Below are 23,033 nucleotides of genomic sequence, written 5' to 3'. Positions count from 1 at the left end.
CGGGTCCAGCGGGCCTTTGCCGAACCGCGTCGGGCCGTTAAGGCTTTTTCGCCATGGATCGCGACTTCGCCGATTTCTGGAATCTGTTGTGGGAGCTGGGGCTGGGCCTGTGCGCGGCCTTCGCCCTTCTGAACCTGTTCGCCCCGCACCAGGACCTGCCGTGGAAGCCGCTGGATCTGAACCGGCCGGTCGGGGCGGCGACGGCGTCGAAAGTCGGCGATTTTGAACTGGCCCGCAGCGCCGCCGCGGAAGAGGTGGCGGCCACCACCGACGCCTGCATCCAGGTGCTGCGCGAGGCGGGGGTGCAGGTCGAACGCGCGCCCGATCGCGATGACGGCGGCTTCTGCGTCGTGCGCGGCGCGGTGCGCATCACCGGCGGGGCGGTGACGCCGCTCAGCCCCGGCGGCCTGGTGATGCAGTGTCCGCTGGCCGTCCGCTATGTCATCTGGGACCGACAGGTGCTGCAACCGGCGGCCCAGGCGGCGTTCGGCGTCGGGGTTTCGCGGGTCGAGAATTACGGCAGCTATTCGTGCCGGCGCATCTATGGTTCGACCCAGGAGAACGACCGGCCCAGCGAGCACGCCCGCGCCAACGCCCTGGACGTCGCCGCCATCCGGCTGGAGGACGGGCGCACCGTCAGCCTGACCAAGGACTGGAACGGCCAGGGACCCGAAGGGGCGCAGGGCGCGGGCTTTCTGAAGCGCATCCGCAACGGGGCCTGTCGGGTGTTCTCGACTGTGCTCAGCCCCGACTACAACGCCGCCCACGCCGACCACCTGCATCTGGACGGCGCGCCACGGGGCCTGTGCGCCTGATACCGGTAACCCTGTTCGCCCGTGGCGCGAATCGCTTTTCCGTTGACCGACCTCGACAGTCAGGAGAAAACACCGCCGCAGTCCGGATACGGCGCGGCGTCCATAGTCGCGTTTTCGCTCTTTCTACCGAACGAGCTGTCCAGATGGGCTGACGGGCGATCCTGCGGGACGCCTGCCTGGAAAGCGCGTTTACGGAGACGCAAGACATGGCGACCGGCACGGTTAAGTGGTTCAACCCCACCAAGGGCTTCGGCTTCATCCAGCCCGAAGGCGGCGGCTCGGATGTGTTCGTTCACATCACCGCCGTTCAGAAGGCGGGCCTGGCTGGCCTGGATGAGAACGCCAAGGTCGAGTACGAGCTGGAAACCCAGCGCGGCAAGACGGCGGCTGTCGATCTGAAGCTGATCGGCTAAGGCCTTTCGGATTTCAACGAGTTGAAGGCCCGAGAGCAATCTCGGGCCTTTTGCTTTTTTTGCCCTATCGCTCGCCGCGCGGCGGCTCGCTGCTTGAGGGCGGGGTTGGCCCTATCGCTCGGCTCGCGGAGCCTCGCTGTTTGAGGGCGGGGCGGCAGGGACCACGGCGCGGGAACGTTGGGCCAGGACGATGGCCGCCAGCACCAGGGCGCCGCCCGCCGCCTGGATCAGCGTCAGGGTCTCTCCGAAAACCCACCAGCCCAACAGGGCCGCCACGATCGGCTGGACCAGAATGGTCACGGCGGTGATCGACGCCGGCAGACGCCCCAGCGCCCAAGCCACGCCGCCCTGGCCGAACACATGCATGACCCCCAGACCGACACAGGCGGCCCATCCGGCGGCCGTGGCCGGCATCATGTCTTCGCCCAGCAGCAGCGCCACGCCCCCCATCAGCGGAACCCCCACCAGGGTGGCCCAGAAGGTGACGCGCATCGCCCCGGCCGTGGTGCGCGCGCGTTGCACCGCCAGGAAATAGCCGGAATACCAGACCGCCACCGACAGGCTGAACAGATCGCCCAGCAGGGGGTTCGAACCCTGCTGGCCGCTGGCCCCCGCCGCCATGGCGAAGGCCCCCAGCAACGCCAGGGCCAGGGCCACCAGGAACAGGCCGTCGGGCCGCTGCTTCAGCACCATCCAGGCGAACAGGGTCACCACCACCGGCGTCAGGTTGCACAGCACGGTGGCGTTGGCCACCGAGGTCATGACGATGCCGTAGTGCCAGAAGCTGAGGTCCAGGGCGAAGAACAGGCCCGCCAGCAGCATCCATTTCGACGGCCGCCCCAGCCCCTCTGCGCCCGGCCGCGCGGTCAGCACGAACAGCAGCGGCAGCGCCAGGGCGAAGCGCCAGAATCCCGCCGCCGCCGGCCCCGTCTCGGTCAGCCGCACCAAGATCGGCGCCAGCCCCAGCACGCAGGCCGCGAGCACGAGAACGAACAGGGCCAGGGCGCGCGGCGACATGGGCCGCTCCTATCCTTCCCCCGCCTGCGGGGGAAGTGTCCCGTCTTCGCCGAAGGCGAACAGGGACGATGGGGGAAGCCGAAGGAAGCAGACTCCCCTCTCCGACCCTCGCGGCGCTGCGCGCCGTCGTCGGGCCACCTCTCCCGCATGCGGGAGAGGGATTTAGACTCCCAGCTGCGCCCGCACCTGATCCGCGCTCACGCCCCGCTCGCGCATGTCAGCCAGAGTCGCGGCCCGGTCGCGCTTGGCCAGGCGCCGCCCGTCCGGCCCCAGGATCAGCCGGTGATGGCGATAGACCGGCGTGGGCAGGTCCAGCAGCGCCTGCAAAACCCGCTGGACGCTGGTGATCGGCGCCAGGTCCACCCCGCGCACGATATGGGTCATGCCCTGCGCCGCATCATCGACGACCGAGGCGATGACATAGCCCGCGCCGATGTCCTTTCGCCCCACCACCATGTCGCCCAGGGCCTGGGGCGCCGCATGGCGTTCGCCGGGTTCGACGCCGTCCTCGATCCAGGTCAGGCGGTGAAAGCCGCCCAGCCGCGCCTCGGCCGCCTTCAGCGACAGCCGCCAGGCGAAGGCCTCGCCCCGCGCCAGGCGTTCGGCCTCTTCATTCGCATCGACGGGGCCGCCGGCGAAGGCCTGGGCGTCGCCCGGATCCTCGGCGTGCGGGGCGCCGCCGGCCAGGGCCATCAGCTCCTTGCGGGTGCGAAAGCATCGGTACAGCACCCCCTGGTCGCGCAGACGCTCCAGCGCCGCATCATAGTCGGCGCGATGATCCGACTGGCGCCGCACCGGCGTCTCCCAGTCGATCCCCAGCCAGGCCAGATCCTGAAACACCCCCGCCTCATACTCTGGCCGACAGCGGGTGAAGTCGGTGTCCTCGATCCGCAGCACGAACCGTCCGTCGGCCTCTCGGGCGGCCGTCCAGGCGGTCAGGGCCGAAAAGGCGTGGCCCAGATGCAGGCGGCCGGTCGGCGAGGGGGCGAATCGAGTGGCGAACACGCGGGCCAGGATAGACGTTCAGACCACCCGGGCCAGGGCGCCCGCCTTGACCGCCGCCTCGACCGCCTTGCGCAGGGCCTCGGGATCGTGCCCCTCGAACTCAGCGATCAGGTCTTCGATGGCGAAGGCGGGCTGGGCGAAAACCCAGCGCAACGGGGCCGCCATCAGGCCGGCCGGGATCACCGGCTGAAGCCCCGTCACGCGATAGAAGGTCAGCTCGGCCGCGCGCGGCAGGTCATAGGGCGACAGGCGCGGCGACAGTCGGGACTGGGCCAGGGCCACCTCTTCGACGAAGGCGGGGCTGGCCATATGGTCGGTGATGCGCCGGGCCAGATCGGCCAGATGCTCGGCCAGGGCGCGGCCCCCGTCCTGATGCGCGGGCGGCAGGAAGGCGCGGAAGGCCGAATCCTGCACCGCCGTCTGGGCCAGTTGCGTCACGATGGCCCGCCCGTCCAGCGGCGCCACCGAATAGGTCAGGTGCAGCGAGGCGCCGCCATCGGCCAGGGCGTCGTGATACCAGCCGCGCGGCAGATACAGCAGATCGCCGGGCTTCATGCGGATCTCGGCCATCACCGGCCCGCGCGTCGCCTCGACCCAGCGGCGCGTCTCGGGCGAGTCCGGCGGGAAGACGTGGGGGTTGTCGGCCCGGTTCTGATACAGGCGCCAGACCTTTTCGCCCTCCAGATGCAGGGCCCAGACATCATGGTTGTCGAAATGGGTTCCGAAGGCCCGCACTCCGCTGAACGAGCAATAGGCGTTGGCCCCCACCAGCGCCCCGAACCGGCGGGACAGCGCATCGGCCACGCCCGCCATGGCGGGGTTCAGCGCCTGGATGTCGTTGGCCACTAGGCTGGCGCCGTCGGCCAGGCAGATCTGCACCTTGGCGGGCGCCGGACGCCACTCGATCCGTCCGTCCGGGCGGGGCGTGCGGTTGCAGTAGTCCGCCTCGGGGATGGCCGTCACATCCTTGTACAGGCGCAGATTGCGGCTGTCCCAGACCGAGGTCTGATCCAGAAGGGCGTTCAGCCGCGCCCAGTCCAGCACGCGCCGCGCGGGTGATCCGTCGGCGGCGGCGGGCACATGCAGCGGTTTCCGGTCGTGATAGTCGGCGAAGAACTGGTCCGGGGTGATCGGCGCCAGGATTTGGTCCAGGGTGCTCATGCGCGTGACGCTAGACCATTTTTGCGTGCGGATTGATTCAAACCTGCAACTAATCGGGCCGTTCATGCCTGTCGCCCCTGATGCTTCGACCCTGGCCGCCGCGCGCGATGCTCTGGCCGCCGCCGATCCGGCCCTGGCGCGGGCGCACGAACAGACGCCGGTGTTCGAGTGGCGGCTGCGGCCAGGCGGGTTCGAGGGTTTGTTCCGCATGATCGTGGAACAGCAGGTGTCGGTCGCCGCCGCCGCCTCGATCTGGAAACGGGTCTGCGACGGCCTGGGCGAAATGACGCCCCAGGCGCTGCTGGCGCGCGATGGCGAGACGCTGCGCAGCTTCGGCCTGTCGGGACAGAAGGCCAAATACGGCCGCGAGATCGCCCTGGCCCAGGTCGAGGGGCGCATCGATCTGGCGCATATGCAGACCCTGGACGACGCGGCCGCCATCGCCGCCCTGACGGCCATCAAGGGCGTCGGCAAATGGACGGCCGAGACCTATCTGATGTTCTGCGAAGGCCGCACCGACGTCTTTCCCGGCGGCGACGTGGCCTTGCAGGAAGCGATGCGCTGGGCCGACCGGGCCGAACTGCGCCCCAATGAGAAACAGGCCTATGTCCGCGCCGAACCGTGGCGCCCGCACCGCGGGGTGGCGGCGCATCTGCTTTGGGGCTGGTATGGCGGGGTGAAGCGGGGCGAGATCGTGCTAGACAACCCGGCATGACGACGCCCCTGGTCGATCCGGCCATCGCCAATCCGCAGACGGTGCTGGGCGCCCTGGACTTCGCCGGGGTGGCGGTGTTCGCCGCCACGGGCGCCCTGGCCGCCGCACGCGAGCGGCACGACCTGGTCACCTTCGCCTTCTTCGCCGCCATCACCGGGGTCGGGGGCGGCACGCTGCGTGACCTGCTGATCGGGGTTCCGGTCTTCTGGGTGCAGGACTGGCGCTATATCGCCGCCTGTCTGATCGCCGCCGTCGCCATCTGGCTGCTGGGCTATCGGCCGTGGCGGTTCCGGCTGCTGCTGTGGCTGGATGCGCTGGGGCTGTGCGCCTATGGGGTGCTGGGCGCCGCCAAGGCCGAGGCGGCGGGCGTCGCGCCCCTGATCTGCATCGTCATGGGGGCGCTGACGGCCTGTTTCGGCGGGGTGGTGCGCGACCTGCTGGCGGGCCAGCCGTCCATCCTGTTGCGGCGCGAGATCACCGTCTCGGCGGCGCTGCTGGCCGCGACCCTGTTCGTGGGCATGCGCGCGCTGGGTCTGGACCCCTGGCCCGCGGCCATCGCCGCCTCGGCCGCCGGTTTCGCCCTGCGCGCCGGCGCCCTGGTCTGGGGCTGGAGCCTGCCGGCGTTTCCCGGCCGGGCGTCATAGCCCCGTCGTCGAATCAGGCGTAGGCTTTCCCCATCAGACAAGGGGGAGCGTGTCTTCAGTCCTGTCGCCTTGATCATCCGTTCCAAACGACGGAGGGCCTGAATGATGCAGGCCCATGCTGGTCCTTTGGCCCGCCCGCACGGGGGCTTTCCCGCCCTGGTGCTGAACGCCGATTTCCGGCCCCTGTCCTATTACCCGCTGTCGGTCTGGCCCTGGGAAGAAGCGGTCAAGGCGGTGTTCCAGGATCGGGTGGACGTGGTGTCCTGCTATGATCGGGTGGTGCGCTCGCCGTCGCTAGAGATGCGGCTGCCCAGCGTCATCGCCCTGCGCCGCTATGTGGAACAGGACCGCCAGCCGGCCTTCACCCGCTTCAACGTCTTCCTGCGCGACGGTTTCGCCTGCCAGTATTGCGGCGAGGTCAAGGAACTGACCTTCGACCATGTCATCCCGCGCAGCCGGGGCGGGCGCACCACCTGGGACAATATCGTCGCCGCCTGCGGACCGTGCAATCTGCGCAAGGGCGGCCGCACCCCGCTTCAGGCCGGCATGCCCATCCGCCGCGAACCGCACCAACCCAGCGCCTGGCAGCTTCAGCAGGCCGGCCGCCGCTTTCCGCCCAACCACCTGCACCAGAGCTGGCTGGATTATCTCTACTGGGACATCGAGCTGGAGCCTTAACGGCTGGCGGCCCGGCGGGCGGCGGCGTCCTGGCGCTGGCGCTCCTGGAATTCCTCGATATGGGCCAGGCGGCGCAGCACGCGGTTGCGCGGGTCCAGCAGGATGTGCGCCCCGGCCGGCGCCGTCAGCTCGCCGCGCCCGCCCTCCATGGCCAGGGTTTGCACCTGTCCATCCACCTCGACCTCGACCGGCATGGGGAAGGGTTTGCCCGAGGGCGTGACCCACTCCAGCGTCACCCGGTCCCCGTCGCGCGTCATCTGCAGGTCCGGCAGGCCGGCGGTGTACAGATAGGCGTCGAAGAACCAGCCCAGGTCGCGGCCCGACGCGGCCTCGGCATTGGCGATGAACTCGGGCGTCGTGCCGTATCGGGGCGTGAAATTGCCCGGCCGGGGGTCGGGGCGGCCATAGACGCTGGTGCGCACCGCGCTCCAGAACGCCTCGTCCCCGATCAGCAGCCGCAGGCTGTGAGCGATCAGGGCGCCCTTGTAATACAGGTCCAGCCCCGGCCCGGTGGCTTCTTCATAGACCTGGCCGGCGGTCTGGGACCGGCCCGACACCACCGGGAAGCGGTTGATCAGCCGCAGGCGCATGGCCTGAAGCTCGGTCTCCATGGCCCGGTCGCCATTCAGCCAGCGGGCGTAGAGCGGCTGCATATAGCTGCCGAACCCTTCGTGCAGCCACATGTCGTCCCAGTCGGCGTTGGTCAGCTGGTTGCCAAACCACTCGTGCGCCAGCTCGTGCTGCAGCAGCCAGTCATAGCCCTTGCCGTCCAGGGCGTAGCCGTTGCCATAGGCGTTGATCGTCTGGTGCTCCATGCCCAGGTGCGGCGTCTCGACCACCCCCATCTTCTCGTCGCGGAACGGATAGGGGCCGACCGTGGCCTCGTAGAAGTCCAGCATGGGCGCGAACTGGGCGAACAGGGCGCGGGTGCGCTCCGGGTCCGACGAGGCCAGGGGCCAGAAATGCATCGGGAACCGGTCCCCGAACCGGCTGGCGTATTCGTCCGTCAGCTCGACATAGGGTCCGACCGCCAGGGTGATGGCGTAGGTGTCGGGATCGCGCGTGGTCCAGTTCCACGTGGTCCAGCCGTCGCCATGGTCTTCCTTGCCCACGAAGCGGCCGTTGGACGGCGCCGACAGGTCGGACGGCACGGTGATGTGCAGATCCACCCGGCCCGGTTCGCCCTGGGGGTGGTCGATGCAGGGCCAGAACAGGTCGCAGCCCTCGCCCTGGACGGCGGTGGCGATCCACGGCTTGCCGTCCGGCGTCGTGGCCCAGACGAAGCCGCCGTCCCACGGCGCGCGCGGCGCCTGGCGCGGCGACCCGTCATAGGCGATGCGCACCTGAACCGAGCGTCCGGTCGCCAGGGTGCGGGGCAGGCGGATGGTCAGGCGGCCTTCCGGATTCGACCACTGGCGGGGGTTCAGCGCCTGGCCGTCGACCGACACGGCCGAGACGGGCAGGGCCGTATCCAGTTCGACCACCACGGCGCGCACCGGGGCGGTGGCGGTGAAGTCCAGCACGGCCACGCTGTCGATGGTCTTGGTGTCGGGATGGATGCGGAAACTCAGGTCCGCCTTGTCGAACCGCAGGGCCAACTGCTCGGCCGTGCGCGCCCGGCCGGTGTCCAGGCTGAAGGCCGTGGTTTGCGGCGCAGCCGATTGGGCCAGGGCCGGGGCCGCCCCGGCCGTCAGGGCCAGACAGGCGGTGGAGATCAGCAGGCGACGGATCATCGGGCGGCTCATGCTGCGGGAAAAGACCCCGCCACCCTATCGACGCCGCGCGCCGCGTAAAAGCGGGATCGACGCCCGCTCAGTCCATGCCGCGCGCGCGGCGCTGGGCTTTGGTGGCGCGGCGGGCCCAGGCCTTTTCGATCTGTTCGCGCAGCCGGCCGGGGTCGGCGACGCCATAACGCACCAGAACGGCGGGCCAGCCGTGGAAATGCGGCGTCTGGAAATAGGCCGCCGGCTCGGTCTCCATCAGAAAGGCCACGGTGGCGTGGTCCAGCGCCAGGGCCAGGGCGTCCGGTTCGCGCGAATCGTTGACGATCCAGTGGCCGCGCACCCGCACACAGCGCCCGCCGTGCAGGGTCGAATCCTCTGCGCCCGGCTGTTCCAGCGCGCAGGCGAACATCTGATCGCGGGTCATGCGCCATCCTGGCCCGGCGTCGGACAAAGAAAAAGGCCGGCGTTTCCGCCGGCCTCGTTCAATCGGATTGTCGTCGCGATCAGGCGGCGGCTTGTTCAGCCAGCTTGGCCTTGATCTGGCGCTTGATGCGCTGGGCCGTGGTCGAAAGCTGCTCGTCGCGGGCCTTGACGATATAGGCGTCCAGGCCGCCCTTGAAGTCCAGGGTGCGCAGCGCGGCGTTCGAGATGCGCAGCGAGAAGGTCTGGCCCAGGGCGTCCGACGTCACCTTGACCGACTTCAGCGACGGCAGGAAGCGGCGCTTGGTCTTGATGTTCGAGTGGCTGACCGAATGGCCGACCATCGGGCCGACACCGGTGAGTTCGCAACGACGCGACATCGTCAGATCCTTGGGCTTGCACCACACGAGGGGCGCATGAAACAGAAGCGCGCGGAAGACGGGCCCCGCGCGAGAGGGGGCCGTATAGTCGAAGGCCGGGGGGCGGGTCAAGGCGTTCAGTAAGCCGACGTCAGGCTGCGACGCTTGTTCAGCCGTCGTTCAACCGCCACCTTCCATGACTATAGCCCAAGAGCCTGTGGATCGAGAGAGCCAGACATGAGCATCAAGACCCTGACCCGCGCCGTCGCCCTGGCCGCCCCGCTGATCGCGGGCGCCGGTGTTCTGGCCGCGCCCGGCGTGGCCGGCAGCCAGTCCGCCCAGACGCCCCAGCCCGGCTATTGGGAATACACCACCAGCGTCATGGGCGTGCGCGACACTGAGACCAAATGCGTCCGCCCCAGCGAGATCAACCGCTTCTTCGGCGGCCTGTCGACCCGCCGCTGGCAGTGCGTCTATCCGGTGCGCGAGGTGGGCGGCGGCAATGCCCGGTTCGAGGGAACCTGCACCGACCGCAAGGGCCGGCGCGTCAATGTGCGGCTGAACGGCCCGTATCAGACCGAGAGCTTCAGCTTCCGCGGCGGCGCCCAGCTGTCGCGCGGCACGCCCTATATCCCGGCCAGCATCAGCGCCCGGCGCGTCGCGGCCCAGTGCCCGGCCAACGCCGAGTATTTCTGACGCGATCTCTCAGACCGGCTGGACGCGGGCCACGACATAGGTGTGCTGACGACCGTCGGCCAGCGTCAGGCTGACGTATTCCCCTGGCACGAAGCGTTCATCGCCGAAATGGAAGCCTGTGGCGTCTTCGGCCACGCCTGGCTCGAAGTCCAGCAACCAGCGCCCGCCCGGCCCTCGGGTCAGTCTTCCGGCAGCGGTGGTCCGGTCCTGGGTGAAGGCCCGGACGCGGCCGCGCTGCGGCTCGGCCTTCAGCGCCTCGCCATCCAGTTTTCCTGCGTCGTTCAGGGGCGCGACGATGTCATAGCCCGTATCGGGATCGCCGCTGGGGCTTCCGGGTTCGCGGGCCAGTTCCAGGCGGATGTGGTGGAAGGTCGTCATGATCGCTCCGGCTTTCAGGGGCTGACATGAGCGCAGGCTGCTCCCGTGGCGCCGTGAACGCCTTGATCCAGCGCAAGGCTGCAGGCCAGGATCGGCGCGACAAGAAACCGAACGGGAGGGGCGGATGCGACGGTTGGGACTGATCGGGCTGATTCTGCTGGGCGGCTGCGCGGCCCAGGCCGGGGCGACGACCGGGGCGGGCCCGCAGGCCGCCTTCGCGGCCCTGCCGGCCGAGGCGGCCGGATCGCCCGGCGCGGGCGGGGTTCTGGCGGAACAGTTGTGCGCCGGGTGCCACGCCATCGGTCGCGACGGCGCCAGCCCCATGCCCGCCGCTCCGGCGTTCCGCACGATGGGCGCCCTCTATCCGGTGTCGGACCTTCAGGAAGCCTTCGCCGAGGGGCTGGTCACGGCCCATCCGGCCATGCCCGCCTTCGAGATGGAAGCGCAGCAGATCGCCGACATCATCGCTTATCTGGAGAGCGTTTCGGGCGGCCGCGCCGAGCGGTGAAACGAAAAAGGCCCCGGATCGCTCCGGGGGCTTATCGCAAGGGATTCGAAGACCGATCAGGCCGCTTCGGCGGCGACCACCGGCTTCTTGGCGCTGAGCGACTTGGCCAGCAGTTCGACCGCCGCGTCCTTGTCGATGCGGTTGGCGGCGGCGACTTCGCGGGCCATGCGGTCCAGGGCCGATTCATACAGCTGGCGTTCCGAATAGGACTGTTCCGGCTGGGTCTCGGCGCGGTGCAGGTCGCGCACCACCTCGGCGATCGAGATCAGGTCGCCCGAGTTGATCTTGGCCTCGTATTCCTGGGCCCGGCGCGACCACATGGTGCGCTTGATGCGGGCGCGGCCCTTCAGCGTGGTCAGGGCCTTGGTCACGACGTCCTCGCCGGCCAGGGTGCGCAGACCGGCGGTCTTGGCCTTCTTGGTCGGGACGCGCAGGGTCATCTTCTCGTGGTCGAAGGTCACGACATAGACCTCCAGCGACATGCCGGCGACTTCCTGGGTCTCGATCGCCGCCACCTTGCCGACGCCATGCGCCGGATAGACGACCGCGTCGCCAACCTTGAATTCTAGACCGCTCTTGCTCGTCATGTCTCAGTCCTTTCCCGGCTCAGGAAGGACGGGGATAACGCCGCGCGCAAAGCAGAACGGGCTTCGCCCGGCGAAGACGCCGGGGGAAAGTCGTCAAGGCTTCAAGCGTGGAAGCGGATCACCGAACCTCTGGCCGACCCCGCCTGCGTGGGCGAGGTTCTGTCGCAAACGCGGGCGGCGCGAGAATTTCGCGGACCGCCCGACCCAATAGGTAGGAACCTATCACAAAACTGCAGAAATTCAAAACGTCCACGGCGCCAGCCGTTGCGACGCGGGAAAACGCTGCCGCAGGGCGGGCGAAGTCGGCTTCAGGACCCCTTGCCGGGCTTGGGGCTGAAATACTTCTCGTACTTGCCCGTCTCGCGCTCGAACTGTTCCTTGTCGGCCGGCGGCGTGCCCTTGACCGTGATGTTGGGCCAGACCTTGGCGTATTCGGCGTTGATCTGCAGCCATTTGCCGTCCGGCTCGTCCTCGGTGTCCGGCACGATGGCGTCGACCGGGCATTCCGGTTCGCAGACGCCGCAGTCGATGCATTCGTCCGGCGCGATGACCAGGAAATTCTCGCCCTCATAGAAGCAGTCGACCGGGCACACCTCGACACAGTCCATGAATTTGCAGCGCACACAGGCGTCGGTGACGATGTAGGTCATGGCGCGGCGGGCGGGATCACGGCGGGATCAGGAGGGGCGGGAGAGGCCGGGACATGAGCCGCCGGGCCGCCGGTGTCAACCGCCCGGCGCGCCCAGCGGCGCCGCCACGTCGTCACAGCCTTGGCGCCGTCTCGATACCGTCTTGATTCTGGGGGCTTGAGCCGGACGCCCTGTTGGCGGCACAACGAACAGAAGATCATGGGCCGTGCGCGGCCCGGCGCGTCCGTCAGCAAGGAAACCAAGACCGTGCGGCTGCCTTCCCTGCTTCGACGCACGCCGTTTCGCCTGACGCTGCTGTTCCTGGCGCTGTTCGTCACGGCGGCGGGATCGGTGCTGGCCTGGGTCTATATCGCCTCGGCGGCCGAGGCGCGGGCGCGGGCCGAGGCGGACGTGCGCAGCGAGGTGGGGGTTCTGGCGTCCCTATACCGCGCGCGCGGCGTCGACGCCCTGAACCAGGCGCTGGTCGAACGCTCGATCCGGGGCGGACCCTATCTGTACCTGCTGATGGACGCCCAGCGTAAGGCGATCACCGGCAATGTCTCGGAATCGCCGATCGAGCCGACCGAGGGCCGGACCGTGGCCCAGTGGAGCAGTTTCCGCCTGACCGACACCGATCAGGAAGGCCGCGTCCGCCGCCGCCAGGCCATGGGCGTCGAGATGCAGCTGTCGGGCGGCGAGATCCTGTTCGTCGGCCAGGACATCGGCGACACCGAGGCCTATCTGGGCCGCCTGACCCAGGCCCTGTGGGCGGCCATGCTGATGGTGCTGGTTCTGGGCGCCGGCGGCGGCCTGTTGGTCAGCCGCAATGTCGAACGTGCGATGGGGCGGCTGAACCGGGTTGTGCACGCCGTGCAGAACGGCGACCTGAAGGCGCGCGCCGAGGTGCGGCGGTCCGGCGATGAACTGGACGAATTGGGCGCCGGGCTGAACCAGATGCTGGATCGGCTGGAGGCCTCCATGGCCTCGATCCGCCATGCCGGCGACGCCATCGCCCACGACCTGCGTTCGCCCCTGACCCGGATGCGGGCCAAGATGGAGGTCGCCCTGATCGACGCCGAGGCGGGCCGGATCGACGGGGCCGACGCCCTGCAGGTGGCGCTGGACGAGGCGGACGCCCTGCTGAAGACCTTCAACACCGTTCTGGCCATCGCCCGGCTGCAGTCGGCGGCGGGGCGCACGCCCGATCCGGTGCTGTTTGACGCGGCGGATCTGGCCGCCGACCTGGCCGAGCTGTACGAACCGGCGGCCGAGGACAAGGGCATGGAGTTTTCGGCCGAGATCGAGCGCGGCCTGATGATCGAGGCCAACCGGCCCTTCCTGGCCCAGGCCCTGGCCAATCTGATCGACAACGCCATCAAATACACGCCCGAGGGCGGGGCGGTGAAACTGCGCGCGCGGCGGCGCTCGTCGGGCGAGATCGAATTCTCCCTGACCGACACCGGGCCGGGCGTCCCGGCCGAGGACCGCGAGCGGGTGGTCCAGCGGTTCGTGCGGCTGGACAACAGCCGCACCGAACCGGGGTCGGGCCTGGGCCTGTCGCTGGTCACCGCCGTGGTCGAGGCGCACGCCGGTCGGCTGACGCTGGATGAAGGGCCGGGCGCCTATGACGGCTATGGGCCGGGCCTCAGGGTGGCCATGGTGCTGCCGCCGGCCCTGGCGGCGGAGACGGCGTGAGCGTGCTGGCCCAGCGCCTGATCCCCTGCGGCCCCGTGGTCGATCCCGGCGCGGCTGATCGGACCCGAGAACGGCTGGCCGAAGCGGCGACCCAGGCCAACTGGGCGCCCTTGCTGGACCAGGCGTGGCCCGCCCTGGCGCCGGTGTTCGCCGCCTCGCCCTATCTGGCCGGGCTGGCGCGGCGCTGGCCCGAGATGCTGGCGGCGCTGCTGGCGGCCGACCCGGATGACAGCCTGGAGGATCTGCTGGGGCGGGTCCGGGCGCTGGACGGCCTGCCCGACGACATTCGCGCGCCGTTGCGGCGCATGAAGGCGGAACTGCATCTGATGACCGCCCTGGCCGATCTGGGCGGCGTCTGGGATCTGGATGCGGTGACCGGCGCCCTCAGCCGTTTCGCCGATGCGGCGACGGTGGCGGCCCTGGCGGCCGTAGCGGCGGACCAGAGGGCGCGGGGCAAGCTGATCTCGGCGCCCGACGATCCGGCCGGTCCGGTCCCCGGCCTGTTCGGTCTGGCCATGGGCAAGCACGGGGCCAATGAGCTGAACTATTCCAGCGATATCGATCTGTCGCTGTTCTACGATCCCGACCGCCTGGCCCCAGCCCTGGCCGAGGGGGTGGAGCCGCAGCGGTTCCTGGACCGCCTGGCCCAGGCCTGGGCGGGGCTGCTGAGTGAACGGACGGCCGAGGGTTACGTCTTCCGCGTCGATCTGCGCCTGCGGCCCGATCCGTCCTCGACCCCGCCGGTCGTGGCGGCGCCCATGGCCCTGGCCTATTATGAATCCGTCGGCCAGAACTGGGAGCGCGCGGCCTTCATCAAGGCCCGGCCGGTGGCGGGCGACGTGGCGGCGGCCGAGGCCTTTCTGAAGGCGCTGGTCCCCTACGTCTGGCGCCGCAGCCTGGACTACAAGGCCGTGCTGGATGTCCAGTCGATCAAGCGCCAGATCCACGTCCACAAGACCGGCGAGGGGCTGGAGGCGGCCGGCGCCAATCTGAAGCTGGGCCGCGGCGGCATCCGCGAGATCGAATTCTTCGCCCAGACCCAACAGCTGATCCTGGGCGGCCGCGACCGGTCGTTGCGGTCGAACCGCACGCTCCAGGCGCTGGCGGCCCTGATGGTCGCGGGCCATGTGACGTCCGAGGCGGCGTCGGAACTGACCGCCGCCTATCAGCGCCTGCGCGCGCTGGAGCATCGGGTCCAGATGCTGGACGACGAACAGACCCACGCCCTGCCGGTCGATCCGGTGCGGCGCGCGGCGGTGGCGGCCCTGGCGGGCGAGGGCGATCTGGCGGCGTTCGACGCGGGGGTCGAGGCCCTGCTGGCGGCGGTCAACGCCCGCTATGGCGAACTGTTTCAGGACGAGGAGGACCTGTCCTCTCCCTATGGCAGTCTGGTGTTCACCGGGGTCGAGAACGATCCCGAGACGCTGCAGACCCTGGCGCGCATGGGCTTCGCCGAACCGGCCGCCGTGGCCGACACGATCCGCAGCTGGCACCACGGCCGCATCCCCGCCACCCGCACGGCCCAGGGACGCGAGCTGTTCACCCGGCTGGCGCCCAAGCTGCTGACCGCCGTGGCCGACACCGGGGCGGCCGACGCCGCCTTCCGCCGTTTCGCCGTCTTCTTCTCGGGCCTGTCGGCGGGGGTGCAGGTGCAGGCCCTGTTCCTGAACCAGCCGAACCTGTTCGATCTGGTGGTGCGGGTCATGGCCTTTGCGCCGCGTCTGGCGCGGATGCTGGGGCGGCGTCCGGCGGCGCTGGACGGCATGCTGGACGCCCGCTTCAACCGCGACCTGGATCAGGATTCGGGCGTGATCGCCGAACTGGCCGCCGACGCCGCCTCGGCCGGAGACTTCGAGGGCGCCATGGACGCGGTGCGCCGCATCCACCGCGAACAGATGTTCCGCATCGGCATGCAGACGGTCACCGGCCTGGCGGGGCCAGAGGCGGCGGGGCGCGGTTACGCCGACCTGGCCGACGCCGTGATCCGGGCCTTGGCCCCCTCGGCCCTGCGCGACGTCGAGCGCCAGGGCGGGGCGATGTCGGGCGGGGCCGTGGCCGTGATCGCCCTGGGCAAGGCCGGATCGCGCGAGATGACGGCCGGATCGGACCTGGACCTGATCACCCTTTACGATGCACCGCCCGAGGCGATGTCGTCGGGCAAGGGCTGGGGGCCAGAAGTCTTCTACGTCCGCTTCACCCAGCGGCTGATCGCGGCCCTGTCGGCGCATACGGCCGAGGGCGGGCTGTACGAAGTGGACATGCGGCTGCGGCCCACGGGGTCCAAGGGGCCGGTGTCGGTGCGCCTGTCGGCCTTCGACCACTATTACGCCGCCGAGGCCGACACCTGGGAGTTCATGGCCCTGACGCGGGCGCGGCTGGTGTGGACCACCGACCCCGACTTCGGTCGACAGGTGGAGGCGACGATCCAGGCGGCCCTGCGCCGCCCGCGCCCCGGCGCCGACATCGCCGGCGACGTGCGGCGCATGCGCGAACTGATGGCGCGCGAGCGGACGCCCTGGGGCTTCTGGGATCTGAAGCTGTCGCGCGGCGGTCAGGTGGACGCCGAGTTTCTGGCCCAGTATCGCCAGTTGCAGGGCGCGCCGACGGGCGGCCCCCTGACCGTGTCGACGCTGAAGGCCCTGGTCGGGGAGCCCGAGGCCGCCGCCGCCTGGCGGATGCAGCAGGCGCTGCGACAGCTGTTGGCCTGCGCATCCGACGACGACATCGACCCGGAGGGCGAACCCGAGGGCTTCCGCGCCCGTCTGGCCCAGGCCGCCGGCGCGCCCGATTTCGAGACGCTGAAGGCCCGGCTGGTTCAGGCAAGGGCCCAGGCTCTGGCCGTCTTCGACCGCGCCCTGCCGTCGTCCGCGACGGAGAACTGATCCGGCCGCGTTCAATCCTTCGGCAAGCCCACAGGGGGGCGTTTCCACACCAAAGGGAAACCTGTCCATGAAGACCATTGTGACCGCCGCCTGCACCGCGGCCCTGTTGCTGACCGCCGGCGTCGCCGCGGCTCAGCAGACGACCCCTCAGAACGCCCCGGCCCGCATGGCGCGTGTCGACGCGGACCGCGACGGTCGTCTCAGCCAGGCCGAATACCTGGCCCGCTTCGACCGGATGGCGGCGATGGACGCCAATGGCGACGGCGTCGTCTCGGCCGACGAGCGCCGCGCGGCCATGCAGGCGCGCCGGGGCCAGCAGCGCACCGCCGCCTTCGACCGCCTGGACGCCGACAAGGACGGGGTCATCAGCCGCGCCGAGTTCGAGGCCCGCCCCGACCGCGCCCCCCGCGCCCGCATGATGCGACGCCAGGGCCCGCGCCGCGGCGGCGACCTGAACCTGGCCCAGGCGCGCGAACGTGCGGTCCAGGCCTTCGCCCGCATGGATCGTGACGGCGACGGCTATGTCAGCGCCGATGAACGTCGCCAGTCGCGCCAGGAGCGCCGTCAGGCGTCGCCTGCGGCCCCCGTTTCGCAGTAGGGTGATGCGCCGGCGGGCCGGCATGGGCGGGTCGACTCTTTCGACCGGTGCGGAGGCGCGCTTCCTTGGCGGTGGACGACCCGGACGAGGATCTGGTGCGCCGGGTCGGGCGCGGCGACCCGGCCGCCGTCCAGGCCCTGGTGGCGCGCAAGCTGCCGCGCATGCTGGCCCTGGCCCAGCGCATGCTGAACGACGCCGCCGAGGCCGAGGATGTGGCCCAGGAGGCGATGCTGCGCGCCTGGCGTCAGGCGCCGTCGTGGCGGCCGGGCCAGGCCAAGTTCGACACCTGGCTGCACCGGGTGGGACTGAACCTCTGCTACGACCGGTTGCGGCGCCGGCGCGAGATTGCAACCGACGCTCCGCCCGACCGGCCGGACGAGGGGCCTGCGCCCGATCGCGGCATGCTGGCGGCGGATGTCGGGCGGCGCGTGCAGGCGGCCCTGTCGGTTTTGCCCGATCGCCAGCGCGAGGCGCTGGTTCTGTGTCATTATCAGGAGCTGACCAATATCGAGGCCGCGCGGCTGATGTCGGTCAGCGTCGAGGCGCTGGAAAGCCTGCTGTCGCGCGGACGGCGGGCGTTGCGTCAGGCCCTTGCGGACCTGGCGCCGGGGGCTGAAGGAAGCGGGCTATGACTGAGCAACGACTGATGCAGCTGATCGCGGCCTATGGCGCGTCCTGGCGCCGCTGGCCCGAGGGCGAGCGCGAGGCGGCGCGCCGCCTGTTGGACAACCGCCCCGACCTGGCCGCGCGGCTTCAGGCCGAACGCGATCTGGACGATCTGATGGACGCCGCGCCGCGCCTTCAGCCGTCCATGGCCCTGCATGACCAGGTGCTGGCCTCGGCCATCCAGGCCGGGCGCGGGCGGTGGCGCCAGCCGCGTCCGCTGGCGTGGATCGCGGGGGCGGGCTGGGCGGCGGCGGCCTGTGCGGGCGCCCTGTCGGGCCTGGCCCTGACCGGACACATGACCGCCGATGCGCGGGCCGAGGCCGTCTACGCCCAGGCCGCCTTCGGCGCCATCGACGACGCCGAGGTGCTGGGATGACCGGTCGCACGCTGAAGATCCTGCTGGGCGTTTCGGTGGCGCTGAACCTGTTCGCCGTGGCGGGCGGGGCCGCCCTGTTCGCCAGCCGCGCCAAGGTCGAGCGCCAGGTCGAGGCCGAGGCCCGGCCCGGTCGCGGTCATTCCTTCATGGCCATGATCCAGCAACTGCCCGAGGGCGAACGCGACCGCGTGCGCCAGGCCATGCGCGCCTCGGCCCACGCGGCCAAGCCCGACTTCGAAGCCGCGCGCACCGCCCGCAAACAGGCCGTGGCGCTGGCGGGGGCCGAGACCTTCGATCCGGTGGCGGTCCAGACCCTGCTGGAGCAGTCGCGCCTGGCCGAGATGCGCGGCCGCGCCCGGCTGGAAGGCGACGCCCTGGTCATGCTGGGATCGCTGTCGCCCCGGGATCGCGCGGTGATGGCCCCCATCCTGTCGCGCCGCAGTTCGCGCGGGCAGTCGCAGCACCCGCCCAAGCCCCAGGCTGCGTCCCAACCCGCGCCTCAGCCCGCCCCGGCGGGATGAGCCGGCGCATTACAGCCTCTTAACTGTCGCGGCCGCCGCGTCTTGATACGGTGCCGCCGAAATCACCCCGAACGCGGACCTGACATCATGAAACGCCTTGCCCTGATCGGCGCCTCGCTGCTGGCCCTGACGACCGCCGCCCCGGCCCTGGCCCAGACCGCTCCGGCCATCACGCCGCCGCCGCTGCAATATACGCATCGCGAGCTGGCCAACGGGCTGGACGTCTACGCCATGCCCGACCCCTCGGCCGGAACCGTCACCATCCAGATGTGGTACGACGTCGGCGGCAAGGACGACCCGGAGGGCCGCTCTGGCTTCGCCCACCTGTTCGAACACATCCTGTCGCGCAAGACGGTCAATCTGCCTTATGGCCACATCTCGACCATGGTCGAGAATGCGGGCGGCAGCCGCAACGCCTCGACCGGCCAGGACTTCACCAACTATTACGAGACCGTCCCGCCCCAGTATCTGGAGCGGATGCTGTGGGCCCACGCCGAGCGCATGGCCCGCCCGGTGGTCGATGAGGCCGTGTTCCAGGCCGAACGCTCGATCGTGAAGGAAGAACTGCGCCAGCGCGTGCTGGCCCCGCCCTATGGCCGGTTCCAGCGGTTCGTGATCGGCGACAACAGCTTCGACACCTCCATCTATCGCCGCAGCGTGATCGGCTCGATCGAGGAGCTGGATTCGGCGGTCATCGACGACGCCCGCGCCTTCCACGAGGCCTATTACCGCCCGGCGATGGCGACCCTGATCGTGTCGGGCAATTTCGATCCGGCCCAGCTGGATCGGCTGGTGGACGAATATTTCGGCGCCATCCGCAACCCCGACCGTCCGGTGCCGGTGTTCCAGCGCCCGGTTCAGGCACCGCGCACGGGGCCGCGCCATGTCGTGTCCTACGCCCCCAATGTGCCGCTGCCGGCGGTGGCGGCCCTGTATCCCGGCGTGGCCGCCTCTGACCCGGACAACGCCGCCCTGGACGTGCTGTCGGCCATCATGAGCCGGGGCCAGAGCTCGCGCCTGTATCAGGCCCTGGTCTATCGCAGCCAGCTGGCGACCAGCGCCGGCTTCGGCGTCAACGGCATGGAGGAGGACGGCTCGATCACCGTCAACGCCGTCGCCGCCCAGGGCAAGGCCCCGGCCGAGGTGCAGGCGGCGCTGGACGCCGAACTGGCGCGGGTGCGCGACACGGCCGTGACCGAGGCGGAACTGGCGGAGGCCAAGACCGAACTCTTGGCCCAGGATCTGCGCCAGCGCGAAACCGCCGACGGCCGCGCCTTCATGCTGGGCCAGGCCATCGTGTCCGAGAACAACCCCAAGGCGCCGGACGAACGCATCGCCGCCATCCAGTCCGTCACCGCCGCCGATGTCCAGCGGGTGGCCCGTCGCTTCCTGAACGACCAGGTGCGGGTCACGGTCGAATATCTGGACGAGAGCCAGAAGCCCGAGGGCGCGCCCGACGAAGGCTGGCGCAACCCGGCGCCGGTCCCGACCTATCTCAGCGTGCCGCCGGCCATTCTTCCGGCCAACGAACTGCTGCCCGAGGATCAGCGCATGGCCCCGCCGGCCCTGGGCGAGGCGCGCGCCGTGGCGGCGCCGCGCATCCAGGAGCGCACCCTGCCCAACGGCCTGCGGGTCATTGTGGCCCAGTCGACCGACCTGCCGATCATGAGCGCCCAGCTGGTGCTGGACGGCGGGGCGGCGGCCGATCCGGCCCAGCGGCCGGGCCTGGCCGATTTCACCGCCACCCTGGCGCGACGCGGCGCCGGCGGCCAGAGCGCGCCCCAGATCGCCGCGCGGCTGGAGGCCCTGGGCGCCCAGGTCGGCGGCGGGGCCGGGCCGGACGCCACCACCCTGTTCGCCTCGGCGCCGATCGCCTCGGCCCCGGCCATGGGCGCGTTGCTGGCCGACATGGTCCAGCGGCCCGACTTCGACGCCGCCGAGCTGGAGCGCGCCCGCGCCCAGGCCGCCAACGGTCTGCGAGTGGCGATGCGCGAGCCGGGCTTCGTCGCCGGCGCCGTGCTGAACCGCCTGGCCTTCGGGGCCGCCCCCTATGGCGCGCCGGCCAATGGCACCCAGGCCTCGGTCGCCGCCGTGACCCGCGACGAGATCCGGGCCTATCACGACCAGTGGTGGCGCCCGGACGCCGCCACCCTGATCGTCACCGGCGGCATGGACGCCGAGGCGGCCTTCGCCTTCGCCGAGGCGACCCTGGGCGGCTGGGCCCGGCCCCAGACGCCGCGCCCGACCGTCGAAGGCCGCGCCGGTCAGGCCCAGGCGCCGCGCATCGTGGTGGTCGACATGCCGGGCGCCGGCCAGGCCGCCGTGGCCGCCGGCTTCCGCGCGCCGCGCCGCACCGATGCGGCCTGGTATCCGCTGGCGGTGGCCAACGCCGTGATCGGCGGCGGCCAGGGCGGCTTCCTGTTCCACGAGATCCGCAGCATGCGCGGTCTCAGCTATGGCGCCAGTTCGGGCCTGGGCCAGCGGGCGGACAACGCCCTGCTTCAGGCCGCGACCCAGACCAAGAACGAAAGCGCCGCCGAGGTGGTGGATCTGGTTCTGGCCCAGTTCGACCGTCTGAAGACCGAGGCTGTGGCCGAGGCGCGGGTGGGCGAGCGCGAGACCTTCGTCAACGGCGGCTATCTGCGGGCGCTGGAGACGACCAACGGCCTGGGCGGCGTCCTGGCCGGCGCGGTCCAGCAGGGCCTGCCCCTGTCGGACATCCAGGCCTATCCCGACCGCATCGCCGCGACCGACGCCGACAGCCTGCGCCAGGCCGTGATCGACTATCTGGGGTCGGAACGCGCCTATGTGGTGGTGGTCGGCGATGCGTCGCAGTTCATCGACGCCATCCGCGCCAAACATCCGCAGGTGCAGGTGATCCCGGCGGCCGAGCTGGACCTGGGCGACGCCGGCCTGGGCGCCCGATAGGGCCTTCGGGGGCGGGGGCGGTTCGTCGCTCCCGTCGCCGGCCTATTTCGCGCGGAAGGCTTTCACGGCCTGAACCGTCGTCTTCACCTGGGCCTCGATCGCGGCCCAGTCGCCGGCCCTGACCGCCGCATCGGTGATCAGTTTCGACCCCATGCCGGCGGCGGTGATGCCGCTGCCGAACCATTTGGCGATGCTGGCCGCGTCCGGGTCGACGCCGCCGGTCGGCATGATCTTGGTCCAGGGCATCGGCCCCAAGACCGCCTTGACGAAGTCCGGCCCGCCGACACTGGCGCCGGGGAACAGTTTCACAATCTCGCAGCCCAGTTCGTGCGCCCGGCCGATCTCGGTCACCGAGCCGCAGCCGGGGAAATAGGCGGTCATCCGCCGGTTGCAGACCCGCGCCACATCCTCCACCAGACAGGGGCTGACCACGAAGCGCGCGCCCCGGTTCAGGAACAGGGCCGCCGTGCCCGCATCGACTACCGAGCCGATGCCCAGGATCACCTCGGGATCGGTCTTCTGAAGCTCGCGCGCGATCTCGCCGAACAGGTCGCAGGCGAAGTCGCCGCGATTGGTGAACTCCACCACCGGAGCCCCGCCGCGCGCGCAGGCGCGGATGACGTTCAGACAGACCTCGGGGTCCGCGTGATAGAAGACGGGCGCGACGCCTTGCGTCTCCAGCGCGGTCAGGACGGTCAGGCGGTCGTGGGGCATGGGCGGCTCCGGATGCTGATCCTCAGTCTGACGGGACCGGGTTCACGTCAAGTGAACCGCGATCAATCCCGGTGTCAGCCGCGCGCCAGCTCGGCGATCCGCCCCACCATCGCGTTGTCGGCGTCGAACAGGGGATCAAGCACGGTGAAATGGTTCAGGCCGGGCAAGGCCTCGAACCGGGTCTGCACCCCTTGCGCGCCCCAGGTGTCGGCCATGACGCGGCTCTGACGCAGGAATTCCTCGCTCTCGTCCCCGCCGACGATACAGTCCAGAACCGTGCCGCCGGGCGTGGCCCCGTTCGGCGCGGGCCATCGCAGAATGTTCAGGGCGCGCGCTTCCCGTTCGTCCAGTTTCAGCGCGTCGTTCAGCGAGGTTCCGATCAGCGGCTCCAGGTCGAACACACCGGAAAGGGCGACGGCGGCGCAGGCCCGGCCCTCGCTCAGCATGGCCGCCGCCATATGGCCGCCCGCCGAGTGGCCGAACACCAGCGGGCGGCGCCCCGTCCGCGCCCGGATCGCCTCGACCGCCCGGCGCATCTGGCCGACGATGGCGCCGACACGCACGGCGGGCGCCAGGTCATAGCTGGGAATGGCGACGCTGATCCCGTGGGCCGCAAGGGCGGGGGCGATTCCGCCGAACCAATCCTTATCCAGCGCCTGCCAGTAGCCGCCGTGGATGAAGACCGCGACCGGCGCGTCAGGGGCGGCTTCGAACAGGTCCAGAGTTTCGCGTTCGCCGTCGCCATAGGCGATCCGGATCATGGGATGGGCCGTCCGCGCCGCCTCGGCCCGTTCGCGCCAGAGGGCCATGACCGCCGGGTGGTCGGGCACGCGGGCGCGGTTGTTGTACTGGGCCTCCAGATCGACCTTACCCGTCACGCATCCATCCGCTACTAGAGGCCCGG

General features: G+C 70.5%; 25 protein-coding genes. 14 read left to right on the top strand and 11 right to left on the bottom strand.

Annotated features, from left to right (window positions below):
• The first annotated feature begins 53 nt into the window (after window positions 1-53).
• Entirely contained in the window at window positions 54-815 is a 762-nt protein-coding gene (locus Q0581_RS12265; protein ID WP_298700666.1) for an extensin family protein, read from the top strand.
• A gap of 206 nt (window positions 816-1,021) precedes the next feature.
• Window positions 1,022-1,228, top strand: coding sequence for a cold-shock protein (locus tag Q0581_RS12260; protein WP_292259930.1), 207 nt, complete (start codon window positions 1,022-1,024; stop codon window positions 1,226-1,228).
• Between the two features lie 111 nt (window positions 1,229-1,339).
• Here the strand turns inward: Q0581_RS12260 and Q0581_RS12255 are convergent, their stop codons facing one another.
• From Q0581_RS12255 to Q0581_RS12245, 3 genes are all read right to left on the bottom strand, one after another.
• Window positions 1,340-2,245 (bottom strand): DMT family transporter, encoded by a 906-nt coding sequence (locus Q0581_RS12255; protein ID WP_298700663.1) that lies wholly within the window; start codon window positions 2,243-2,245, stop codon window positions 1,340-1,342.
• Between the two features lie 162 nt (window positions 2,246-2,407).
• Window positions 2,408-3,250, bottom strand: a complete 843-nt coding sequence (gene gluQRS / locus Q0581_RS12250; protein WP_298700661.1) for a tRNA glutamyl-Q(34) synthetase GluQRS — start codon at window positions 3,248-3,250, stop codon at window positions 2,408-2,410.
• Between the two features lie 18 nt (window positions 3,251-3,268).
• Window positions 3,269-4,411 carry a cupin domain-containing protein gene (locus Q0581_RS12245; protein ID WP_298700659.1) on the bottom strand — a complete coding sequence of 381 codons (1,143 nt, stop codon included), beginning with the start codon at window positions 4,409-4,411 and terminating at the stop codon, window positions 3,269-3,271.
• A 64-nt stretch (window positions 4,412-4,475) separates the two neighbouring features.
• On the opposite strand from Q0581_RS12245, the gene Q0581_RS12240 reads away from it, so the two are divergent.
• The 3 genes from Q0581_RS12240 to Q0581_RS12230 all read left to right on the top strand — a co-directional run bounded on the left by Q0581_RS12240 (window position 4,476) and on the right by Q0581_RS12230 (window position 6,448).
• On the top strand, window positions 4,476-5,126 hold the full coding sequence (locus tag Q0581_RS12240) for a DNA-3-methyladenine glycosylase 2 family protein (RefSeq protein WP_298700657.1): 651 nt from the start codon (window positions 4,476-4,478) through the stop codon (window positions 5,124-5,126).
• Complete coding sequence (locus Q0581_RS12235) at window positions 5,123-5,770, top strand: TRIC cation channel family protein (RefSeq protein ID WP_298700656.1); 648 nt, start codon at window positions 5,123-5,125, stop codon at window positions 5,768-5,770. Before Q0581_RS12240 ends, Q0581_RS12235 begins: the two co-directional genes overlap by 4 nt.
• Window positions 5,771-5,872: 102 nt before the next feature.
• Window positions 5,873-6,448 (top strand): HNH endonuclease, encoded by a 576-nt coding sequence (locus Q0581_RS12230; protein WP_298700654.1) that lies wholly within the window; start codon window positions 5,873-5,875, stop codon window positions 6,446-6,448.
• Here Q0581_RS12230 and Q0581_RS12225 read toward each other — a convergent pair.
• From Q0581_RS12225 to rpmB, 3 genes are all read right to left on the bottom strand, one after another.
• Window positions 6,445-8,181, bottom strand: coding sequence for a M1 family metallopeptidase (locus Q0581_RS12225; RefSeq protein WP_298700652.1), 1,737 nt, complete (start codon window positions 8,179-8,181; stop codon window positions 6,445-6,447). The genes Q0581_RS12230 and Q0581_RS12225 overlap by 4 nt on opposite strands.
• Before the next feature lie 79 nt (window positions 8,182-8,260).
• On the bottom strand, window positions 8,261-8,596 hold the full coding sequence (locus tag Q0581_RS12220; RefSeq protein ID WP_298700650.1) for an MmcQ/YjbR family DNA-binding protein: 336 nt from the start codon (window positions 8,594-8,596) through the stop codon (window positions 8,261-8,263).
• Window positions 8,597-8,675: 79 nt separating this feature from the next.
• Window positions 8,676-8,972 (bottom strand): 50S ribosomal protein L28, encoded by a 297-nt coding sequence (gene rpmB / locus Q0581_RS12215; RefSeq protein WP_298700649.1) that lies wholly within the window; start codon window positions 8,970-8,972, stop codon window positions 8,676-8,678.
• A gap of 216 nt (window positions 8,973-9,188) precedes the next feature.
• On the opposite strand from rpmB, the gene Q0581_RS12210 reads away from it, so the two are divergent.
• A complete protein-coding gene (locus Q0581_RS12210) occupies window positions 9,189-9,647 on the top strand; it encodes a DUF3617 family protein (RefSeq protein ID WP_298700648.1) in 459 nt (152 codons plus the stop codon).
• 9 nt (window positions 9,648-9,656) lie between these two features.
• Here the strand turns inward: Q0581_RS12210 and Q0581_RS12205 are convergent, their stop codons facing one another.
• The gene (locus tag Q0581_RS12205; protein ID WP_298700646.1) at window positions 9,657-10,025 is read right to left on the bottom strand and encodes a hypothetical protein; all 369 of its coding nucleotides are present in this window, start codon (window positions 10,023-10,025) and stop codon (window positions 9,657-9,659) included.
• 124 nt (window positions 10,026-10,149) lie between these two features.
• Between Q0581_RS12205 and Q0581_RS12200 the strand changes: the two genes are divergently transcribed.
• Window positions 10,150-10,533 carry a cytochrome c gene (locus Q0581_RS12200; protein WP_298700644.1) on the top strand — a complete coding sequence of 128 codons (384 nt, stop codon included), beginning with the start codon at window positions 10,150-10,152 and terminating at the stop codon, window positions 10,531-10,533.
• Between the two features lie 56 nt (window positions 10,534-10,589).
• Here the strand turns inward: Q0581_RS12200 and Q0581_RS12195 are convergent, their stop codons facing one another.
• Both Q0581_RS12195 and fdxA read right to left on the bottom strand, forming a co-directional pair.
• Entirely contained in the window at window positions 10,590-11,120 is a 531-nt protein-coding gene (locus Q0581_RS12195) for a CarD family transcriptional regulator (protein WP_298700642.1), read from the bottom strand.
• A gap of 308 nt (window positions 11,121-11,428) precedes the next feature.
• On the bottom strand, window positions 11,429-11,770 hold the full coding sequence (fdxA, locus tag Q0581_RS12190) for a ferredoxin FdxA (RefSeq protein ID WP_298700641.1): 342 nt from the start codon (window positions 11,768-11,770) through the stop codon (window positions 11,429-11,431).
• 246 nt (window positions 11,771-12,016) lie between these two features.
• On the opposite strand from fdxA, the gene Q0581_RS12185 reads away from it, so the two are divergent.
• From Q0581_RS12185 to Q0581_RS12155, 7 genes are all read left to right on the top strand, one after another.
• A complete protein-coding gene (locus Q0581_RS12185) occupies window positions 12,017-13,444 on the top strand; it encodes a HAMP domain-containing sensor histidine kinase (RefSeq protein WP_298700640.1) in 1,428 nt (475 codons plus the stop codon).
• Entirely contained in the window at window positions 13,441-16,326 is a 2,886-nt protein-coding gene (locus Q0581_RS12180; protein ID WP_298700639.1) for a bifunctional [glutamine synthetase] adenylyltransferase/[glutamine synthetase]-adenylyl-L-tyrosine phosphorylase, read from the top strand. Before Q0581_RS12185 ends, Q0581_RS12180 begins: the two co-directional genes overlap by 4 nt.
• Window positions 16,327-16,393: 67 nt before the next feature.
• Window positions 16,394-16,924: an EF-hand domain-containing protein gene (locus tag Q0581_RS12175; protein ID WP_298700638.1), complete on the top strand. Its 531-nt coding sequence runs from the start codon at window positions 16,394-16,396 to the stop codon at window positions 16,922-16,924.
• Between the two features lie 65 nt (window positions 16,925-16,989).
• Window positions 16,990-17,556 carry an RNA polymerase sigma factor gene (locus Q0581_RS12170; RefSeq protein ID WP_298700637.1) on the top strand — a complete coding sequence of 189 codons (567 nt, stop codon included), beginning with the start codon at window positions 16,990-16,992 and terminating at the stop codon, window positions 17,554-17,556.
• Window positions 17,553-17,966 carry a hypothetical protein gene (locus Q0581_RS12165; RefSeq protein ID WP_298700635.1) on the top strand — a complete coding sequence of 138 codons (414 nt, stop codon included), beginning with the start codon at window positions 17,553-17,555 and terminating at the stop codon, window positions 17,964-17,966. The genes Q0581_RS12170 and Q0581_RS12165 overlap by 4 nt, the downstream gene beginning before the upstream one ends.
• Window positions 17,963-18,487, top strand: coding sequence for a periplasmic heavy metal sensor (locus Q0581_RS12160; protein ID WP_298700633.1), 525 nt, complete (start codon window positions 17,963-17,965; stop codon window positions 18,485-18,487). The genes Q0581_RS12165 and Q0581_RS12160 overlap by 4 nt, the downstream gene beginning before the upstream one ends.
• Before the next feature lie 87 nt (window positions 18,488-18,574).
• Window positions 18,575-21,415, top strand: a complete 2,841-nt coding sequence (locus Q0581_RS12155; RefSeq protein WP_298700631.1) for a pitrilysin family protein — start codon at window positions 18,575-18,577, stop codon at window positions 21,413-21,415.
• A 42-nt stretch (window positions 21,416-21,457) separates the two neighbouring features.
• On the opposite strand, the gene Q0581_RS12150 is transcribed toward Q0581_RS12155, so the two are convergent.
• Both Q0581_RS12150 and Q0581_RS12145 read right to left on the bottom strand, forming a co-directional pair.
• Window positions 21,458-22,129 (bottom strand): bifunctional 4-hydroxy-2-oxoglutarate aldolase/2-dehydro-3-deoxy-phosphogluconate aldolase, encoded by a 672-nt coding sequence (locus Q0581_RS12150; protein ID WP_298700629.1) that lies wholly within the window; start codon window positions 22,127-22,129, stop codon window positions 21,458-21,460.
• 74 nt (window positions 22,130-22,203) lie between these two features.
• Window positions 22,204-23,007: an alpha/beta hydrolase gene (locus tag Q0581_RS12145; RefSeq protein ID WP_298700627.1), complete on the bottom strand. Its 804-nt coding sequence runs from the start codon at window positions 23,005-23,007 to the stop codon at window positions 22,204-22,206.
• Between the last annotated feature and the right edge of the window lie 26 nt (window positions 23,008-23,033).

It is taken from the genome of uncultured Brevundimonas sp., from assembly GCF_937863155.1.
Classification (GTDB): Bacteria; Pseudomonadota; Alphaproteobacteria; order Caulobacterales; family Caulobacteraceae; genus Brevundimonas.
The sequence above is the reverse complement of the archived record's forward strand: the minus strand, read 5'-3'. Positions and strand labels throughout refer to the sequence as shown.

Coding starts and splice junctions, on each gene's coding strand:
- Q0581_RS12265 (WP_298700666.1), top strand. CDS start 54: ATGGATCGCGACTTCGCCGATTTCTGGAATCTGTTGTGGGAGCTGGGG.
- Q0581_RS12260 (WP_292259930.1), top strand. CDS start 1,022: ATGGCGACCGGCACGGTTAAGTGGTTCAACCCCACCAAGGGCTTCGGC.
- Q0581_RS12255 (WP_298700663.1), bottom strand. CDS start 2,245: ATGTCGCCGCGCGCCCTGGCCCTGTTCGTTCTCGTGCTCGCGGCCTGC.
- Q0581_RS12245 (WP_298700659.1), bottom strand. CDS start 4,411: ATGAGCACCCTGGACCAAATCCTGGCGCCGATCACCCCGGACCAGTTC.
- Q0581_RS12240 (WP_298700657.1), top strand. CDS start 4,476: ATGCCTGTCGCCCCTGATGCTTCGACCCTGGCCGCCGCGCGCGATGCT.
- Q0581_RS12235 (WP_298700656.1), top strand. CDS start 5,123: ATGACGACGCCCCTGGTCGATCCGGCCATCGCCAATCCGCAGACGGTG.
- Q0581_RS12230 (WP_298700654.1), top strand. CDS start 5,873: ATGATGCAGGCCCATGCTGGTCCTTTGGCCCGCCCGCACGGGGGCTTT.
- Q0581_RS12225 (WP_298700652.1), bottom strand. CDS start 8,181: ATGATCCGTCGCCTGCTGATCTCCACCGCCTGTCTGGCCCTGACGGCC.
- Q0581_RS12220 (WP_298700650.1), bottom strand. CDS start 8,596: ATGACCCGCGATCAGATGTTCGCCTGCGCGCTGGAACAGCCGGGCGCA.
- rpmB (WP_298700649.1), bottom strand. CDS start 8,972: ATGTCGCGTCGTTGCGAACTCACCGGTGTCGGCCCGATGGTCGGCCAT.
- Q0581_RS12210 (WP_298700648.1), top strand. CDS start 9,189: ATGAGCATCAAGACCCTGACCCGCGCCGTCGCCCTGGCCGCCCCGCTG.
- Q0581_RS12205 (WP_298700646.1), bottom strand. CDS start 10,025: ATGACGACCTTCCACCACATCCGCCTGGAACTGGCCCGCGAACCCGGA.
- Q0581_RS12200 (WP_298700644.1), top strand. CDS start 10,150: ATGCGACGGTTGGGACTGATCGGGCTGATTCTGCTGGGCGGCTGCGCG.
- Q0581_RS12195 (WP_298700642.1), bottom strand. CDS start 11,120: ATGACGAGCAAGAGCGGTCTAGAATTCAAGGTTGGCGACGCGGTCGTC.
- fdxA (WP_298700641.1), bottom strand. CDS start 11,770: ATGACCTACATCGTCACCGACGCCTGTGTGCGCTGCAAATTCATGGAC.
- Q0581_RS12175 (WP_298700638.1), top strand. CDS start 16,394: ATGAAGACCATTGTGACCGCCGCCTGCACCGCGGCCCTGTTGCTGACC.
- Q0581_RS12165 (WP_298700635.1), top strand. CDS start 17,553: ATGACTGAGCAACGACTGATGCAGCTGATCGCGGCCTATGGCGCGTCC.
- Q0581_RS12160 (WP_298700633.1), top strand. CDS start 17,963: ATGACCGGTCGCACGCTGAAGATCCTGCTGGGCGTTTCGGTGGCGCTG.
- Q0581_RS12155 (WP_298700631.1), top strand. CDS start 18,575: ATGAAACGCCTTGCCCTGATCGGCGCCTCGCTGCTGGCCCTGACGACC.
- Q0581_RS12150 (WP_298700629.1), bottom strand. CDS start 22,129: ATGCCCCACGACCGCCTGACCGTCCTGACCGCGCTGGAGACGCAAGGC.